This is a genomic window from Acinetobacter sp. UBA5984, assembly GCF_002429925.1.
Classification (GTDB): domain Bacteria; phylum Pseudomonadota; class Gammaproteobacteria; order Pseudomonadales; family Moraxellaceae; genus Acinetobacter; species Acinetobacter variabilis.
Genome location: NZ_DJBE01000050.1, coordinates 1 through 17,634 on the forward strand (window position 1 = coordinate 1; position 17,634 = coordinate 17,634).

General features: G+C 41.9%; 18 protein-coding genes. 2 read left to right on the forward strand and 16 right to left on the reverse strand.

Features of this window, described 5'->3' with window-relative positions:
* The coding region (locus B3J29_RS07350; protein ID WP_286964755.1) for an IS1595-like element ISAcra1 family transposase at nt 1-485 on the forward strand (485 nt) is incomplete at its 5' end.
* 33 nt (nt 486-518) lie between these two features.
* Here B3J29_RS07350 and B3J29_RS07355 read toward each other — a convergent pair.
* The 14 genes from B3J29_RS07355 to B3J29_RS07420 all read right to left on the reverse strand — a co-directional run bounded on the left by B3J29_RS07355 (nt 519) and on the right by B3J29_RS07420 (nt 15,276).
* Nucleotides 519-1,265 (reverse strand): N-acetylmuramoyl-L-alanine amidase, encoded by a 747-nt coding sequence (locus B3J29_RS07355; protein WP_286964759.1) that lies wholly within the window; start codon nt 1,263-1,265, stop codon nt 519-521.
* Between the two features lie 11 nt (nt 1,266-1,276).
* Nucleotides 1,277-1,672 (reverse strand): hypothetical protein, encoded by a 396-nt coding sequence (locus B3J29_RS07360; protein WP_034171137.1) that lies wholly within the window; start codon nt 1,670-1,672, stop codon nt 1,277-1,279.
* Nucleotides 1,673-1,735: 63 nt separating this feature from the next.
* Nucleotides 1,736-1,969: a hypothetical protein gene (locus B3J29_RS07365; RefSeq protein ID WP_180011301.1), complete on the reverse strand. Its 234-nt coding sequence runs from the start codon at nt 1,967-1,969 to the stop codon at nt 1,736-1,738.
* Nucleotides 1,962-3,950, reverse strand: coding sequence for a hypothetical protein (locus B3J29_RS07370; protein WP_286964764.1), 1,989 nt, complete (start codon nt 3,948-3,950; stop codon nt 1,962-1,964). The genes B3J29_RS07365 and B3J29_RS07370 overlap by 8 nt, the downstream gene beginning before the upstream one ends.
* A gap of 12 nt (nt 3,951-3,962) precedes the next feature.
* Complete coding sequence (locus tag B3J29_RS07375; RefSeq protein ID WP_286964767.1) at nt 3,963-4,361, reverse strand: hypothetical protein; 399 nt, start codon at nt 4,359-4,361, stop codon at nt 3,963-3,965.
* Complete coding sequence (locus B3J29_RS07380) at nt 4,358-4,618, reverse strand: hypothetical protein (RefSeq protein WP_286964770.1); 261 nt, start codon at nt 4,616-4,618, stop codon at nt 4,358-4,360. Before B3J29_RS07380 ends, B3J29_RS07375 begins: the two co-directional genes overlap by 4 nt.
* Nucleotides 4,618-5,832: a hypothetical protein gene (locus B3J29_RS07385; protein WP_286964773.1), complete on the reverse strand. Its 1,215-nt coding sequence runs from the start codon at nt 5,830-5,832 to the stop codon at nt 4,618-4,620. The genes B3J29_RS07380 and B3J29_RS07385 overlap by 1 nt, the downstream gene beginning before the upstream one ends.
* A gap of 46 nt (nt 5,833-5,878) precedes the next feature.
* A complete protein-coding gene (locus B3J29_RS07390) occupies nt 5,879-7,495 on the reverse strand; it encodes a hypothetical protein (RefSeq protein WP_286964777.1) in 1,617 nt (538 codons plus the stop codon).
* A gap of 9 nt (nt 7,496-7,504) precedes the next feature.
* Entirely contained in the window at nt 7,505-9,469 is a 1,965-nt protein-coding gene (locus B3J29_RS07395) for a hypothetical protein (protein WP_286964780.1), read from the reverse strand.
* Entirely contained in the window at nt 9,459-9,878 is a 420-nt protein-coding gene (locus tag B3J29_RS07400; RefSeq protein WP_286964782.1) for a hypothetical protein, read from the reverse strand. The genes B3J29_RS07395 and B3J29_RS07400 overlap by 11 nt, the downstream gene beginning before the upstream one ends.
* Nucleotides 9,875-13,624, reverse strand: a complete 3,750-nt coding sequence (locus tag B3J29_RS07405; protein WP_286964784.1) for a tape measure protein — start codon at nt 13,622-13,624, stop codon at nt 9,875-9,877. Before B3J29_RS07405 ends, B3J29_RS07400 begins: the two co-directional genes overlap by 4 nt.
* Nucleotides 13,625-13,685: 61 nt before the next feature.
* On the reverse strand, nt 13,686-14,378 hold the full coding sequence (locus B3J29_RS07410) for a hypothetical protein (RefSeq protein WP_286964786.1): 693 nt from the start codon (nt 14,376-14,378) through the stop codon (nt 13,686-13,688).
* A gap of 2 nt (nt 14,379-14,380) precedes the next feature.
* Nucleotides 14,381-14,662 carry a hypothetical protein gene (locus B3J29_RS07415; RefSeq protein WP_286964788.1) on the reverse strand — a complete coding sequence of 94 codons (282 nt, stop codon included), beginning with the start codon at nt 14,660-14,662 and terminating at the stop codon, nt 14,381-14,383.
* A gap of 53 nt (nt 14,663-14,715) precedes the next feature.
* Nucleotides 14,716-15,276 carry a hypothetical protein gene (locus B3J29_RS07420; RefSeq protein WP_286964790.1) on the reverse strand — a complete coding sequence of 187 codons (561 nt, stop codon included), beginning with the start codon at nt 15,274-15,276 and terminating at the stop codon, nt 14,716-14,718.
* 499 nt (nt 15,277-15,775) lie between these two features.
* Here B3J29_RS07420 and B3J29_RS07425 point away from each other — a divergent pair, with 499 nt between their 5' ends.
* Nucleotides 15,776-15,946 carry a hypothetical protein gene (locus B3J29_RS07425; RefSeq protein ID WP_286964793.1) on the forward strand — a complete coding sequence of 57 codons (171 nt, stop codon included), beginning with the start codon at nt 15,776-15,778 and terminating at the stop codon, nt 15,944-15,946.
* Nucleotides 15,947-15,976: 30 nt separating this feature from the next.
* Here B3J29_RS07425 and B3J29_RS07430 read toward each other — a convergent pair whose 3' ends face one another.
* Both B3J29_RS07430 and B3J29_RS07435 read right to left on the reverse strand, forming a co-directional pair.
* Nucleotides 15,977-16,315 carry a hypothetical protein gene (locus tag B3J29_RS07430; RefSeq protein WP_159122992.1) on the reverse strand — a complete coding sequence of 113 codons (339 nt, stop codon included), beginning with the start codon at nt 16,313-16,315 and terminating at the stop codon, nt 15,977-15,979.
* Between the two features lie 383 nt (nt 16,316-16,698).
* Nucleotides 16,699-17,442 (reverse strand): NYN domain-containing protein, encoded by a 744-nt coding sequence (locus B3J29_RS07435; RefSeq protein WP_286964799.1) that lies wholly within the window; start codon nt 17,440-17,442, stop codon nt 16,699-16,701.
* Nucleotides 17,443-17,634 lie beyond the last annotated feature (192 nt).

Genomic DNA, 17,634 nt, shown 5'->3' on the forward strand with positions numbered 1-17,634 from the left:
GTGGGGCTCAGCAGACGCTTACAGATGAAAGCTATTTTGGAGCGAAAAGGCAACGTGGGTTTCATGGAAAGTTAAAGCGTGGTCGTGGGACTCTAAAACAGCCAGTATTTGGAATATTTGAACGTAATGGGCGCGTCTATACTGAAATCGTACCTGACTGTAAAATGAAGACTTTACAAGAGGTTATCATTGGTAAAGTTTCACTTGAGAGTGTGATTTATAGTGATGGATGGCGTGGCTATAATGGTCTTGTTGATGTGGGTTATTCAAAGCATTTTAGGGTAAATCACGGAGCAAATGAGTTTGCTAGAGGAGAATGTCATATAAATGGAATAGAATCATTTTGGAGCTTTTGTAAAAGAAGGCTAGCAAAGTTTAACGGCATATCAAAAGAGTACTTTGATTATCATCTTAAAGAAACTGAATGGCGTTGGATGAGGGAACCTAATGAGTTAGCAACTGAGCTGTGGAACCTCATTAGGTAAAATTAAGTGTAAATCTGCTAGTCTAGAGCCATCTTAATTGCACTTTTCATAATCAATCAGCACTTTGGCCACAGCTTTTGCTGCAATCCAATAACGTGCCTGGTATGCTGCAAGCTCAGCTTCATTCGAAATAAAACCAAGCTCCACAATCAAACCGCCAGCATTCACGTATGCCAAGCGGCCACGTGCTGACTTAGATTGGTCAATCCAGCCATTATTGCCACGTAATCGGCTGCCCAATGCAGTTGCTACAGCTGCAGATAGATCCTGTGCCAATTTCTTATCTTTTGGCAAGGCAATTGTCTCTACTCCATTCGCTTGTCTCGAAGTCGCAGCATTCATATGGAATTCAACCGCAACACTAGATCCTTTGATCAACTTGATGGCCGATGAAAGCGGATCATTCTGTGATCCGGTACCATCATTTTTGACCTGAATGCCTGCCTCACGTAAATAAAAAGAAACCGCATTCCTGAAATTAGTCACCAAATCAGCTTCTTTAATTTTGCCATTCACTGCACCAGGATCAGAATTGCTATGCCCTGCCGTAATAGTGGCAAATCCAAAAGATTGAGATAGATTTGGCTGAGCCTTTTTACGGCCAATCAGCACCGCCAAAAACATCAAGCCCAATGAAGCAATCGTTTGATACGGTTCAGGCAAGACATTGGCGTTATACACTTCCTGCAAAACTAAATGTACGCAGGATAAAAAAAGCGCCATATAGGCGCCGTATTTTACTGAGTCAAACTTCCAAACACTTTCATTAATTAATTTCATCTTATCTCTCTTCACTGTTTGTTTTTTTGTTGATCAATCTGGTTCCGCATTGCTGCTAGGTCTGTATCCATGCGGATCTGCTTTGATTCGATAATGGCTAATTTTTGATTTAGTCCTGCATTTTCTTTAGCAAGTGCTGTGCTCCCTTGAACTATCCATGAACCAAAGGCAATGAGCAGTCCAATAGCAGTTCCACCTAGGGCTTTCGCAAAGGTGAGCCCTCCTTTAGCCTGGTTCATATCCGCCTGAAGCAGATCAATATCCCGTCGGTTTGCCACAGCTTGTGACTGGTAATATTCATTCCGTTCAGTTAAGCGAATGACGTTGTTGTTTAATTCACCCATTTCCAAGCGCAGTTGATCTAATTTTTTCTCAACTCGCACCCCATACGTTTCACTGTCAGGCATACGCCCCCCTATTTTTTTGGCAATAAAAAAGCACCTAAAAAAGGTGCTGTCATTTGGTTAAGTTTAGACTTCTATTTCTGAATGCTGACCAGTAGGTGCTGGTCTTAAAATCACCTGGTTTGAAATGAATACTCTAGTACCTAAATTGTAGGCTGTACCGGACGTACATAGTACCGGACCAGATCCACCGTCAATCTGTACCCGATACTCTGGATGTTTCACTGATGTAATGGTGCCAATATATTCTGCATGGGTCGGATTCAAGAGCTTTCGCAATTCAAATAATGGATTACTCACGGCTGATACGCTCCACGGTAATAGTTTCATTGACCTTTTCATGTGAAAAGCTGCCTGAAACTGAATCAATTACACCCCACCACTGGCCATTAAAAGCAATGGTTTTACCAGGTAGCATCTCACCTATTTCCTGACTGACCGGGATATCAGAGAATGTGTGCAGTTCCTGAATATTGACTTTCACCAATGCATTCTTCCCATAGCTGGCACCTGACACCACATTGAATAGTGGACCAGTGACTGACTCAAGCGGCACATCACCTGAGGTACCCCGTTGCTGTACTTTCAGGCTCTCACCACTTCGACTATTTACTACAGTGATGGCATTGAAGTCAGCAATGTATTCATCGTTCTTTTTGATGTTCTGCTGCATGACCAGGCTTTCAGACAATAGAATATCGTAATCATCCACGGTCATCGTATCCCAATAGCCTTTCTGGTACCGGGGTAAAATAGTCAGGGTGTTGCCTGCTTTCTGGCTATAGATAAAGCCACCGCCTGAATCAACGACCTGCTTGATTGCATCGATTGGTGCAAGTTCTGCATAGCTCAGGCTTTCAATCGGCACAATCCAACCCAGATCATCAATCAGTTTCCAGTCCAAGTGGGTACCACTATTCGCTCGGTCAATTTCAGCCTGAACCAGTTGAACCGATGTGCGTTCGTTATCCTGGATAAACGAACGTAAAGGCACGTATTTATCCGAATTTAATGCAGTCACACTTCGACCTGGATAAGTGTATAAAACACTGGCAAAACGTCGGGTTTCTTCTGGATCTTCTAGTAAGACATGATGCTCAAAACCATTGATCATAACTTTAAGAATCACGGGCTGACCATTGATTGGTTGCAGCTTGTCTTTCTCGGTATGAGCCACGGTAATTGAGTAAGTCCAGCACCATTGCGACCGACTGGTGCTGTAGGTGCCATCCATGACTTTAATCTTCTCGCCGGTATCTAGTCGCTCGGCTGTTAATGTATTCACGATATACCACCAGTTTCTTTTTGGTTTTACGGGTAAATTGGAGCACTGATCTTTTTCAAAGTTCAGCTGAACATCAAAACGACCATTATTTCTTGCTGGACAGCAAAAGTTGAGAATAACTGGTTGTCGTTTAGGTCTTTCAAGCGGTTTAGGCCAAGGCTTTACTGAGTGCTTGCGGTAGTGAATAGCATTGGCTTTATCCCAAGGCAGGTCTGACTTGGTAACAATCTCAAGCCCTTTATCCCATTCAAACGAAAATCGGTGCTCAAATACATGGGCCACTTCATGCGAATAAGTCAAAGTCTTGCGTCTGCGAATCATCTCCTGCCAAACAGTTTCGCGGTTATGACGCAGCTTAATGGTTTCTTCATGTAAATAGCGCTGGTGAATAAAGCGTTTAATACCCTCTTCCCAGTGCACATAAGCATCCGAACTTAAACCTGTTGCTTGCTCATGTATGGATCTAATCGCCCGAGTTAATGATCCTGCTTGCTCATACTGAATATTTGCCTGATTGGAAATCACCAAGCCTAAGTCATAAAAAAGAGCCTCGTTTGAGACTCTTAATATTGGTTTTGACCATGGTATTTCTGTGACACTTAAGCACGCAATGGCTTTTTTAAATCGAGTGGTTAGACCAAACGACACACCCAAGATGTGATTAATATTGTTTGCACCTAATACTGTTGCTTCAATTGCTGTATTAATGCTTGATAAAGCTTGCCCTCGATTATCAACATTTTCCCAATTTAAACCACTGATTTGCGCATTAATTTGCGTACCAATTTCAACAAGTAGCTGACCACGATTAATCAATATTTCAGTGTTTGAGCCACTAATTTCAACATTAATGCGCGTATCAATTGCAGCATTTAATCGGTTTAAATCAGGTGCGTCTGCACCAAAATTTAAAATTAAATTAAAGCGACTTTGCGCCACATTTAATTTTTCAAAATTCAGTACAACATTGTGCTTATTCGGTGGTGTGTAAGACATAACCACCTCATCTTAAAATGGTTTCAATATAATACTATCGAGTTTTTGTGTAGAGCCAACTGCAATATTGATGCTATTTAAGATAATATCCGCATCAGATGTGCCGATCGTAAAATCAGCATACGCTTCATCATTACCGTTATATAAGCGCGCCCAAACTGCTGTGCCTGCTTGTGTTGCTAACGCTGTCGCAGTTTCATGCAATTCAATACCATCAACAAGTAGTTGCTTAAAACACGGCTCAGGTAATGTTAGCGTACATAGTGCATTTGCGGGATTTGCACTTGTTTCGACGCTTGCAGGCTTTGTATCTGAGTAATACACAAAGTATGCAGATCCACTACCACTGTCTAAAAAAGTAGCATGAGCTTGTAGAGCTAAAAGCCCTGCTTTTTTTGACACTTTAATCATTTTACATTGTCCTGGGTTGCTGGCTGATGTTCTTTTGATGGATCAGTAGCGACAATATAGTTTTCACTATTTACTGAGCCAAAAACTACAAAATCACCATTGTTGCTTGATATTGTTTTGTTGATAAGACCGCCATTTTTACGCAAGTAAACAAAAACATCGCAAGATAGTGGTATATTTTCTTTCAGTACCACCCCTTTAATTAATAAGTGTTGATCTGGCTGACTAAATATATGACTTGTTCGATTTAACAACATCACATCACCCCCAAATCAAAACACCAGCCACCGTACTGATAACCAAAACTACTATTTGCTTGAAATAATGCTCTGCACATCAAAAATGCGGCACGATCTTCATGAATAGTTTGATAATCAGCACCCGCTGAAGCGTTATAAAATAAAAATTTAATTAAATCTAATTCACCAGCGAAGTTTGAATCCTGATCTTTTACATAAAGCGGAGCTTTAATAATACCGTCGCGCGAATCATGTGTGAAATTTGATACATGTCCGGAATACATACCTATTGGCGACAAATGACTCATAAACCTAGTATTAGCCAAACCACCTTTTATATTCTTAACTGTTGCGATTGCTTGATTTGTTAGATTGTTGAGCGCAGAATTAAAATACAATGTTGAAGAAACAGGTGTGTCTTTTATTGTAGCAATCACTCCCGCTTCACTCACAACCCCTTTCTCAATAGTTGTGAATGCGTATGTGTTTTTCAGCACGCTTGATTTTGTTGTTGGTAAAAACGACGGCATTAGATAAAAAGATTTGTCATTACCGATTAAAATCCACGATCTAACCCCTTCGTCCGGTGTGTTTTGCTCGTTGTAATTTCCCGGTGAAACATTGTTAAATGCCGCATAAAACCACTTAAACCAACCAGTCCCTACCCAGTTTTTATTTGGATTTGCTGAATTGAATGGTGCTTGATTTCCTGATAAATCATCAATACCGCTACACGTTTCTAAAATACCAACCTTCGCAAATTTTGCATACGTTGTGACATATGCGGGATCTAAACTATTATCAACCCTTAAATAATAGGGGTTTTTTGCGATATTTTTGGCACGATAAACTGCTTTCTGCGAACCTGAAAACTCCTTGGTCCAACCAAGTGATGCTAATCTGCATGAAATTGTGCCTGTTGATATTTGATTTGGTGCACCTACTAAAAACTCAATCGTATTTGCTGTTAAGCCTAAAATCTTAAACTCACCATTCAATACAGATTCGCTCGCACCAGAGATCTCGACCACCTGAAATTGCTTGAAATTATGAGCCACACCAAATGTTGCAGTTGCCACCCCGTCTTCAATCACAAGATTGGATACAGGTTGAGATCCAAAACCTGTCACAAGACATGCATCTAGCACATCAATCATGCAACCCCACGTATTAGTGAGCTGAGGTGCATTTTTATTATCAAAACTAAACCATTTAATATCAGTATTTGACATTATCATTATCCATAAAAAAAGACCGCCGAAGCGGTCATGTTTAATTTTAAAGCACGCGATCAATATCACCACGTAGCATGATCTGAAATTGGTCTGACAATACTGCAGGCTCGGACTGCTTCACTGTTCTGATCACCCAGACTGGGAAATTTGCAGCAATGGTATTAAAGCGCAGTACGTTCCCATTCGCCCAGCCACTACCCCATCCTTCCCTTCTGATAGTGAAGTACGGCACACCAGTCACCGGGTTAATTGGCGCATAGTCAGCATTGACATTACCTGTTCCAATCTGGCCAGAGTACTCACCCACTACTCTAAAGTCAGTACCACTCGTAAATATCAATGCCCAGCGTTCTTGAATAGCACCTCTATTTGTCACCACGAATGGATAAAGCGCATCGTTGTAGTTCGCCGGTATGGTTGCACCCACGGGCTCATCTGCCCAAGCGCCATTCCACGAACCTTGTACAAACTTGCGTGTATATCGCGCCTGCATATCCCCAATGACTAAAGCAGATCCCACAATAGTATCCACCGCATCATAGTTATGCGTTAAAGGCTTGGTGAAAGTCAGCTGGCCATTGATCTGCACATCACGAATCAAACCCATATCCTGATAGCGATATTTCACTGTAAGCGGTGCAACCAGATTACCCAGCATAAAGTCACCGCCCAATGTCACGCGGCCGTAGTCATAATCAACCGTGTACAAATCAAAAGGCACTTTCGTTCCGTTGGCATCTTCAAGTTCTGCCCATGAAATGCGCTGATCATTCAAATCGTATGTAGTGCCTGCAATTGCACTTGGCAATTCCTGAGACTTACTTGAGCTGACAATCCCGATACCACCGACCCTGAAAATTGGCACCCGCCCATCGATCGGCAAGCGTGTAGCAGAGAGACCGAGAATTTCTGAATCCAGCGGGATATAGGTATAAGCCACAGCGTTATAGCGTACAGATGAAGCATCGACCCAGACCGGCACATTGATATAGGTGTCTACTCCTTCTTGGTATTCCAGCAACGGGTCATACCAGTCATTCGCTTCAATCTCTGCCCGGTTGGCTTCAGTGATTTTGGTTTTGGTGTAGAAGTAAATCGTGACAAAACCATTATCCCAATTCATCTGCCCATGCGCCCGACTGGTTTCAATCACGCCATTTTCATCAGCGGTTAATGTCAGCTGACCAAATTCAGTGGTACCCACAACCACAGTTAAGGATTGTGGCCGGATCGGCATGATCGGCGTTCTAAAGCTGATCTTATTGACTGGCAACAAGTCGGTTGTGGTGGTTAGGGATTCCAGTGTAATTGTGTTATCTGCATTCGGAGTCCAGGAATCGATTTCAACGATCCCGGTACCGTATTGAATAACACCCGACTGAATCCCGCTATTATTGGCTGGATTCACATTGCGATACAGCAAGCCAGTACGATCCAGGAAAGTATCAGCACCCACTTTGAAGCGAGCTGAACCTGTCAGGATCTGCTCATCAAAGCCAGAAGATAAATCCAGTTTGAGCTTATTGGCCGTCACCATATGGGTTGCCGAGTTCGATCCTGATGTATCACGATATTTAATCTGAACATCTACAGCACCAAAAGCTTTCAGTTCAACCTGTTCACCATAAATACTGGATGTTTGTGGAGAATAAAAAGACATATTTCCTCTCTATGCTGCGGCATAAGTGGCCATAGGTGTAAATGTGGATTTGAAACGATGACCCACGCCCTGAGGTGTAACTTCAACCGCACCGGTAGCGTATGTAATTGAACCTTGTACTTGACCACGCTCATTAACAAGATTGCCAATCGTTGCATTTACAGGTGTGTCAATCAGCGTCACAAAGCCAGCTACCATACCATCACTACTTTTAACCGGAATTCTTAATTCCACACTATTTGGCTGAATTGCTGATCCCGTACCAATGGTAAAGGTCAGCTTTTGATTTACAGGAGTAACATCCATCTTGGTCTGCTCAAGTGAAGTGCCGTAGTTATAGATCACCGAAAAGACCGTACCTTTCTGTGGCAACTTATTCGGAATGATCTTGCCGGTACCCGTGGCATAGTTAATTTCACCCGTGGCATCACCAGTAAACTTGCCTTGAGCATTGGAGGTTGCTGTTTTCTCTTCACCTTCTAGGGCCCAGTTAATCGTGATACCCGGCAAAACACCTGGTCGACCTAAATCAAAATCAAATGCAGCTTTTTCCACGGTTAAATTTGATCTTACGAAGGTGACAATCGGTGTGCCCCAGTTCAATAAAATCGGTGTGTCTACATCAGGCAAAGCGCCAGTTGTGAGTAACCAAGAGCCGGTTTCATAGTTGATCATGCCCGAGCCAAAAGATGGACTAGCAGCTTTTAACTGCCCCGAGCCATCATCTTTAAGCTCATAAAACTTGCCTTGCGACATATACGAGATCGACAAAGCGCCTGGTGCCGGAATTGGAATTAACACTCCAGTCCAGTTAGTACTTTGATTATTTTGAGTTACCGGAATGGCATGGCTTTGGTAATACTGATTCGGTGCAGCTGCCGGCTTAAATGTAATATTCAAACTGACAGTGCCAGCTGGCGCTGCTGCAGTCCATTGAATCAAGCCACGCTGATAATCAATCGTTCCGACCTGGGTGCCTTGGGTATTTTTAAGCAGGCCACCCTGATCATTAATCTGCTGGCCTTGCAGGCTAAACGACACACTTGATGGAATCACTGCAGAGCCGATATATAGGTTCTGACTGACACCAATTACCATGTTTGGATAACTGGCTGTAATGGTGCCTTCATTACCTGCAACCAGCACTACACTCTCACCTGCAGCGTTGACATCAATAATTGGGGTCTCTGTCTGAGCGGAGGGAATCAGCTGGGCAAAGATGCTTTTGGCATTTACGGTAAATTCGCCCACATTGGCATCAGAAGCTAACGCTGTGGATGAGTAATATAGGCCGGTATCAGCGACCAAGGTATCGCGGATAATGGTTTTTGATGGCTGCAACTCATACCATTGTTTTGCAGATAACCCAACAAAGTCTGCTTCCAGTGGGTCATTGATAGCGTAGGTTGCAACTTTATATTCAATCTCTTCTTTATCAATCACCATCTTGGCAATGCGTGTCTCTACTTTCGTGATCCGCACATACTGCTCGCGTTCTAAAGCCTTCCCTTCATCAGAAATCAATACAATGGTATCACCTACCGATGCTTCGACTTCTTGTGGCCACATCACAACCTGAAGTGATGACATACCCTGCCAGTGTGTATCAAGTGGTGTACCAGCAATTTGACCACCTTTTGCCAGATAGTTTTCTACGCGGTTCTGGGCAGACTGGCGTTCATCGGTCCAGTTTTTGGTGCTGAAAAGCAATGCTGACACGTTTGGATCTTCTGGTAACTCAGATACAAAGACCGTTGCGCCCATCAATAAATCAGTGTCTTCAGTAGTCACAGCTGGAAAGATTTTACGCATGGAGACATCACCCATGGTTTGATCCATTTCCGACACATCGTTAAACAGGTTATTGCTGATGCCATCCTGAACTACTACGCCAGAGTATTTACCACCGCCATCCGAGTTATCAGTCAAGCGTTCAGACTTGTAGATTACTAAATCCTTGGTTTCAATCGCCATCGTCTAACTCCGTAAAGCGCAAAGTCACATTAAAATAATCATCCAGTGATACCGCTGGAATTCCTTTTACCGGTGCAGCCTCTAAAGCCCCATCCTGGTGGTTAAATTTGACTATGAATTCTCGATTGTCATGAGGTTGCTCAAACTTCAGCTTGAAATTTTCTTCCTGCAGTTTTGACCACTCCAGAACAGTCCGCAGTTCACGTAGCTTGATCCAGCCCATTTCCTGATCTGCTGGCTGTAAAGTAATAGGCCGACCAGATTTCTTTTTGCCTTCCTGAATGATCAGAGATCCATCCATGGCATAAGCTTGGGTTTGCTCAATGACCTTCCAGGAGAATTCATCAGGCCATAAAAAACCGTCCTCTAATGGGACGGTTTCTGATGTTGCTAAGCGAATTAGTTTCATGTTGATCTCGCCTGTACTTTTAACTGATTCACAAGTTCATTCATTAAAGATTCCTGTCCTGCTGGCCCGCTAAATTTCATCTGCTTACCATTGAAGTCAAAGTTGTATGTAACTTCCTTGGCAGGCTGATTGGTGTCTCTGACAGACGGAGTAGAAGGAATCGACGGCGCATAGTCATTCAGGTTGCTGGATCCAGTCTTACCAACCGATGGGCTCATTTTCTGCAACATTAAATCAATATAGTCCTTGTTGTTCGCAGCCATAAGGTTTACAGCTTTAAAGTCCAAGGCGAATCCAGGGATATTCTTCCCAGCTTCATACTGATATTGCATTAGTGCATTTTTACGAGTTGATGCAGACGCATTAAATAGCTCATTGGCTTTACGATTGATCTCCTTTTCATCGGTATAACCTTTGGAGCGTAGTTCCTGTTTAACACCCTCTAGAGTATATTCAGTACGTGATTTTCGGCCCGCCATACCGCGTTCAGTAACTGAGTTTGCTGCATCAGCGGCAGCTGCAGCTGCCAGTCTAGCCTCTTCCCATGCATCGCGCGTTGCATTACCACTCGCCACACCTCTACGACCTAGATCATCAAATCCGTCACCTGCATTTCCTGTAGCATTGCGAACACGGTGTAAGCTTTCTTCCACAGCATTATTGGCTTTTACTGAAACTTGGCCGGTTTCACTTACCTGGATCGATAAACCTAGTGAGGCAGCTTTGGCATTTGCTGCAGCAATACTTTGAGCATCACCCGAGGCATACGCCAGCTGAATTGTCTTTTCATAAGCCTTTTGAAGATCCGCTTGAGTAGCCTGGCCACTCTGGCGTACTGTTTCAAAATCAGCCAATGCCATTTGAGCCGACAATCGAAGTTGCTCCTTGGTTTTAATGCCGAGGCGCTCGAAAGCCTTCCCTGTTTCATCTAAGGCATCAGGTAGTTCAGAAGTAGCTCTCTTTATTGCAGTAATACCAAGTTCAACCTGCTTGGTTGAGAACACACCTTGCGCTTCAAACTCACGCATCTTGGCATTTGCCGCATCAATCTCAGCTTGACTTTTCGCCTTACTAAGCCACTCCTCCCATGCCTGGTAAAGAACATCACCAGCCTGTTTACCAGTATACCCTGCCTCACCTAACTTAGTCTTAAGCCCATCCAGTTCATTTCCAGAACTAGAAAAAGACTTAGAAACCTTGTTTAGCGAAACATCCAGATCAACACCAAATAGCTTGGCAGCGGCAGATGCTCTAGAATATGCAGTTTCAGCCACTTGACCGGATCCGGTATTAGCCTTATTTAATTCAGCTATACGTAAATCACGGTTATTGGCCAGCTCAGCCTCTTTGGCGTTGATGGCGGTAATGGATGCTTGAGCAGAGGCTAAAGCATTTAAATCACCAGATTTTTTGGCTTGCTCAATCTGTTGTTCCAGAAGTGCACGTTCAACTGCAGCCTGTTTCTGATAAGCCAAATATTCCTCATCGGCTTTCTTAACATTTTCCTTGGCCAGCTTAAGAGCTTCTTCCTTTTTGGCAGCACTTTCAGCAGCCTGTTCCGCACTCTGACCTGCCTGAACACTAACCTTGCCAGCCTCATCGATGGTGACGATATAGCCCTTGGTTAATAGATCGGACTGCATCACGCCGTCCATGACACCACCATTGGCTTTGATAGCTGCCTCGGCATAAGCCTGAGCAGAAGCCAACATATCCTTATCCAATGCAGCCTTATTGGCTGCATGCTCCTTCTCACGACCTTCTAGCTCATTAGATTTTTGGATGATTGAATCAATGGTCGACTGGTTGCCATCCTTACGAGCTTGATTTAATTGCGCATTGATGGCAGCACGCTCGCCTGCCAATTCCTTGGACTTTAGAAGGAATTCTTGATCTTGTTTTATTAGCTCCGCAAAAGTGGCATTGCTCTTTTGTAGGGATTCTTGGTTTTTCTGATCCTGAGTTTTTCCGATCTCTTGGATGGCCGCTATGCCCTTTGATTTAAAATCTGTTGCCCCATTTGAAGCCCGATCATAATATTCTTGGGCTTTCTTAGCCATTGCCTCCATGTCTGCAATAGCTTGGTCTTTAGCATCACCCCATTTAAGTTTAGACTTAAACCCTTCCCATGCGGCACCAACGTCATAGAACACACCAGCAAGCAAATTAGAAACAATACTAATTGCCTCGAAACCATCACCGATAAAACCAAAGACCACATTAAGAGCCTGTAAAGCTTTGGTGAAACCATTAGTTTTATCTGTTGCGGTATCTATACCACTATCAAAATTAAATATTGCCCCAAGGAGTGTATTTAACTGATCTACAGTGTTTCCAATTCCAGTCCCTATAGTACTGGCCATAGACTTTACAGTCTCATAAGCAGTACTTAATGCCTCTTTAAGTGCTTCAATTGTGGCCGGGTCAATCTTCTTAAGCTGATCCCCTACCCAGATAAATCCCTCGCCAATGTCCTCAAGTATGGTCTCTATTACATCCATGTTGTCAGCAAGGGTTACCAGCCACTGTGCTACTGTTGCAGATGCACCGTTTGCCTGATCCATTGTACCAATCAGGATCTGCCATTGTGTAGCGATACGCTGCAAGGCATTGCCGATGGTTGTTGGGAACTTAGCATAATCAGCTTCAATTGCTGTTGACTGCTGCTGTAGTGCCTGAATGACCTTCTCAGCTGAGAGTTCGCCATTCTCAGCCATCTTACGCAGTTCACCGGTGGTTACCCCGAGTGACTGAGCCAAAGCTTTAGAGATACCTGGAGCTTGCTCCATGATGGAATTGAACTCATCACCGCGCAATACGCCAGATTGCAGTGCTTGAGTCAGCTGAACAATTGCAGCCTCACTGGCAGCAGCATCTCCACCACCAGTTTGGATGGCCATATTGATGGTCTTAACTAGATCCAGGCTTTGCTGCTGGGTCATTCCCATCTGCTTGCCCACATCATTCACTTTTGTGAATAAACCTGCAGTAGCATCAAGACTAGTATTGGTCATCAGCGAAACTTGATGCACCCCAGCCATAGCTTGGGTAAAGTTTCCACCCTCACTGGTTGCGATGTTAATTCGTGCTGAAAGGTTGGTATAAGAATCTGCAGCTTGTGCAAGCTCACGAATACCCAGACCAATACCAATACCACCCATTACCCCGATAAGGGCGGTGTATCCAGTTTTTAGAGCTCCAATACCTTTTTGCGCCGTCTGAGCTGCTGTATCCGTATTTTCTAGACTTGTATTTGCTTTATTTACTTCTGCTTGAAAACCGTTAAATGCCTGGTCTGCCTGTTGAACTTCTTTTTCAAGCTGATCAACTTCTACCTGTGCCTTTTCAATATCTGCTGGTGAAGCTTTGGTTTTGGAAAATGCTTCAAGATTCTGCTTAGCTTGGGCTAAATCCCCTTTAAGCTGATCTAGAGCCTTTTCAGCCTTATTTCCAAAATCAGTAAAATTACCTGCTGTAGATTTTGCATTATCACCAGCATCCTTAATGATTCCTGTAGCAGCATTTAAGGATTGTGAAAGCTTGTCCGCTAACTCACTGGTTCCTTTTGGGATAATATTTCCCATCTCTTTAGAAGCATCAGTAGTCGCTTGTTTTAAAAGTTCTGATTCTTGTTTTATTGCATTGAATACTGACTTAGCCGCATCTTCAGACTGCTTGATATTGCCAACAAAACTTTTAGTGTCGGCATCCATGATTAATTTGAATGTTAAGTTTTTACCAGACATGCTGACCTCTAAATTTTAGGCATTAAAAAACCCGCCGAAGCGGGTTTGGGTAAAACAAAATCTAAATTGTTTTATCTTGCTTGGACTGTGTTAAACAAAAGTCCTTGATCTTCGAAAATTGCTCACCACCATTGCTTGAATCTATTTCATATGTTTTATAATTATCAGTAGCAGTAGTTATGCGAATCAGAATTCTGGAACTATTTTCTATTTGCGCCCTATGATTTTCACTTAAAACAATAACCTTATTTAATGAAGATAGGTTTGAAGTACCGTCTGACATTGGTTGGTTATCAAATCTAATTTCATAATTACCAGTGGCGCCATCTTTTGTAAAATCTCGAATTTTTATAGGGGTATCTGCGACAAAAACTGCACTTAATCCACCGTAATATGAACAACCTATTGTTAAACCAGCATCTGTTTGCAATCCTGTTTCAGCATTAATCGCCTTGTTAGACAAATAAAGACCTTCCTTATCTGTCATTTTGTCGATCTCACGCTCTAACTGCCATTTAGTTTCTTTTGGTTTATCATTTTTATCAGGATTGATTATGGTCTGTACTGTCTCCTTATTATTATCAACATTCCTGATTGCAAATGTGTCCCATAAAAAATACCCCAGACCACCCATAATCACTATTATTACCACTAGAATTAATGGATTATTTTTATAGTGTGCTCCACATGTTTTACAGTGAGTATCTGCCGGTCTCATTGGTTTTTTACAAGATTTACAGTATTTAATACCCACTATTATCGCTCCCACTCAATCTTGTATATCTGGCCATCCACCACAGTAATTGTGTAGTTCTGACCATTTACAGTGTAACGATAAGAAGTAGCTTTATGCGGCCAACCTTTACGGTCATGAATCACGTGATGATAAGAAGATTCAGGTTCACCAAATACATCATACATTTGCCCCAATGAAAAGCCGGGTTTCACATAGCTGGTACTACCACGTACAGAACCCACCTCTACCGCAAAAGCAACTGAGCTGACCATTAATGCTATTGTTAATAATAATTTTTTCACACTACCCCCCCTAAATTATTATTTTCACATCATAACTTTAGGGTAATGCGTGATCAATCAGAAACCATCTCTTTCTTAAATGACTCAAAGCCTTTTTTATCTGATTGAGCCACACGTCCGGCAACAGCGTTATTGAAGATTCCCTGCTTGTATATCTTGTTTGCTGCCTTAACATAGCCTTGGAATGCGCCGTAGGTCATTTCCATAATTTCACTATGCTGATGGCCCATTGATACCAGAAACTGGAATGAATCAAACCAGGTAGAGTCATCTTTCTTTTTAATGCCACGTTTAGGCTTTTCGTATTTGAAGTAAGCCTGATTGACCAAAAGTACAGCTTTAAGTAGGTCCTTGAAGGTTTGCTCATCAGCGGCAAGTTCTACCAGTGATTCATTATCCAGATCAGTGACGCATGCCATGGTCGAAATGACCTGCACGCCGTGAGCTTTAAATAGCGCCGTCAAAGTTTCATCTGAATGATTTTGGTCTTTGATGAAGTTTTTCAAAACTTCAGCATGCATTGCCCAGGTGTCAAAGTCTTTTATCTGGATCTGGCGGACTTCGATATCATTAATCCGGATGCTGCGATTTGTTGCTAAGAAAAAATCATTCATGATGGGATCTCGAGATAATTTTAGGCATTAAAAAAGCACCCGAAGGTGCTTTTCTTTTAACTTTAATAAAGGCTGAATTCTATAAAGCCCAATTACGACCTTGCCCCATCTCATAAACGATGAGAATTAAGGCTACTATCATTAGAACGACAACAACGATTTCGGCTTTGGTCAGCATTTTCGGAGCTCCACTTTTCATCATTCATATGATAAGCAAAGCATACAATTAATAACATAAAGATTACAAAAAAAATATTGGATGTTACAAAGATTTAGAAGTTAGGGAAGTTTCTTTAGAGTGTAACTACCTACTGAAGCATTCAAACATTTCGTTAAGCAACTCAACAAAAAGTTTCATCAGAAAAGCATTCTTACGCAAAACTAGATCCTTCTAACTCTAGCCTTGAATATCTTACATATCCCGACATAGCTGCTACATCCACGATTTAAATCATTCTCTACACTGAAATTAAGTTTTAGAAACGTAGAGGAAATTCAAATGAAAAAGTATTCGAAAATTCTAATCTTAACTTTAATGGGATTTACCGGTACCGTAGCTATCGCAGCTGACTCGATTCCAATAGAAGCCACTGCCGCAGCTGAAGCGCAACAGGTTGCTTTAGAGTATGGAAATGAAAAAGATCAAAAATCTGAATCATCTGGTGAATAAAAGAAAGCCCTTAATTAAAGGGCTTTTTAATTACTTCCAGCTTGGCGTACAACCATTCTTCCATGACAACTCAAATTGCTTTTGATCCGTCTGATTTTCTACAAGTACTATATCCTTTGAAAGCACAATAAAACGCTGGAAGGGAACATAATCACTATCTGCTTCTTTATAGCTTACCTCTCCACACTCTCCTATTTGATTGCGGAACTTTGCCGAATCAGGGTTGGGAATGAATTTTTTTGTAGCTTCTTTTGCAAATTCAAGCTGTTCCTTTTTGCTTGTTTCTAAATCAAGATGCTGACCGTTAGATTCCTTGTGTCCACACCCAGCTAAAATCACAATAAAAAAGAATAAGCTTAAATTTTTCATAATATCCCCATGTATTAAGGGCAGCACTTTACATTAATTTTCAATCTTATCTAAAGCCTAGGGAGAGTGGATTTGTAAAGTTATGTTTTACTATTTTAAGTCTTTTTAAAATTGACCCTATATAGCCAAGTGGAACTTCCACTTATCAAAAAACCGCCCTAAAGGCGGTTCTTAGCTTACTAACTTACTGACATACAAGATAAATAAAAGTAGAAATAATTATTACGGCTAGGATGGAGACAAATATTTCTATTTTAGTCATAGCAGTTTTATTCTCAACGTGAACTGAATATCTTTTATAGCCCTATTGAGCGCTAATTAAACTAACAAAATATTACAAAACGATGAAGTATTAAAAAAACCACTCCGGAGAGCGGTTCTGATCATTCAGCAATAGCTAATTTAGGTTGTCTGTTAGGTTGTTTAGGCCTAGGACAGGTTGATCGTTTGCCATCAATATGCTCTGAAAGATCCGGAGGGATTGGTTTATGCATTGGATCTAGAATAAAATCCACTCCCTCTCTTCTAGCCAGCTTAGCAGCTGGCAAAAAATCTGAATCCCCAGACACTAAAATAATCTGATCTACAAATTTTTTATAGGTTAAGCTTGCTACATCGAGACCTATTTTCATATCTACAGTTTTCTGAGTAACCTCAAGCATAAAGTCTTCATCTATTAGGCTAGCGTATTCCTTTCTTCCGGCTAAAAGTTCTTTCATGACTCTAGGTTTAATAATCCATCCACTAATGTCAGACAGATGTCCCATGCGTAGTGCTACCTTTCTTTGTTCTTTTAAGCACTCAAAAAATGCATATCTAAAGGTAGCTGTTTCAGACTTTGCAAAATCGACTGGCTTCTTAGATATTGGATAATGATGTTTTTTGGTTAAAGGTTCACAATCATAATAAAAAATTCTATAAAGCTGATGCTCTCTAGTGAAACCCTTTTGCTCACCATCTCGACCAGATTTTCTTGCATCTCTTCTGCCTTCAGTAAGATGAGAAAGACACATAGTGTATAAATTTCTTGCGGCTGCCTCAGGCGTTTGGTCTTCTGGTTTGGTATAAATACTTTTATAGCGCTTTAGAAAAAAAGCCCCATCTACTAAAATTGCAGTCGTTGACATTCTTATCCCCTAGATACACAAAACCCCTCGGGTTCAGCGGGGTCTAAATGGCAGACTGCGTACAACCAAGGGGTATGACTAAACTATAATATAATAATGACATCATCGTCAATCATGATTTGTCATCGTCGATAATCATTTTTTATCGTTTTATTGTTTCTTGCGTCGTCTAAAGATAAGCAATATGACCTT

Coding starts and splice junctions, on each gene's coding strand:
- B3J29_RS07355 (WP_286964759.1), bottom strand. CDS start 1,265: ATGAAATTAATTAATGAAAGTGTTTGGAAGTTTGACTCAGTAAAATAC.
- B3J29_RS07360 (WP_034171137.1), bottom strand. CDS start 1,672: ATGCCTGACAGTGAAACGTATGGGGTGCGAGTTGAGAAAAAATTAGAT.
- B3J29_RS07370 (WP_286964764.1), bottom strand. CDS start 3,950: ATGTCTTACACACCACCGAATAAGCACAATGTTGTACTGAATTTTGAA.
- B3J29_RS07375 (WP_286964767.1), bottom strand. CDS start 4,361: ATGATTAAAGTGTCAAAAAAAGCAGGGCTTTTAGCTCTACAAGCTCAT.
- B3J29_RS07380 (WP_286964770.1), bottom strand. CDS start 4,618: ATGTTGTTAAATCGAACAAGTCATATATTTAGTCAGCCAGATCAACAC.
- B3J29_RS07385 (WP_286964773.1), bottom strand. CDS start 5,832: ATGTCAAATACTGATATTAAATGGTTTAGTTTTGATAATAAAAATGCA.
- B3J29_RS07390 (WP_286964777.1), bottom strand. CDS start 7,495: ATGTCTTTTTATTCTCCACAAACATCCAGTATTTATGGTGAACAGGTT.
- B3J29_RS07395 (WP_286964780.1), bottom strand. CDS start 9,469: ATGGCGATTGAAACCAAGGATTTAGTAATCTACAAGTCTGAACGCTTG.
- B3J29_RS07400 (WP_286964782.1), bottom strand. CDS start 9,878: ATGAAACTAATTCGCTTAGCAACATCAGAAACCGTCCCATTAGAGGAC.
- B3J29_RS07405 (WP_286964784.1), bottom strand. CDS start 13,624: ATGTCTGGTAAAAACTTAACATTCAAATTAATCATGGATGCCGACACT.
- B3J29_RS07420 (WP_286964790.1), bottom strand. CDS start 15,276: ATGAATGATTTTTTCTTAGCAACAAATCGCAGCATCCGGATTAATGAT.
- B3J29_RS07425 (WP_286964793.1), top strand. CDS start 15,776: ATGAAAAAGTATTCGAAAATTCTAATCTTAACTTTAATGGGATTTACC.
- B3J29_RS07430 (WP_159122992.1), bottom strand. CDS start 16,315: ATGAAAAATTTAAGCTTATTCTTTTTTATTGTGATTTTAGCTGGGTGT.
- B3J29_RS07435 (WP_286964799.1), bottom strand. CDS start 17,442: ATGTCAACGACTGCAATTTTAGTAGATGGGGCTTTTTTTCTAAAGCGC.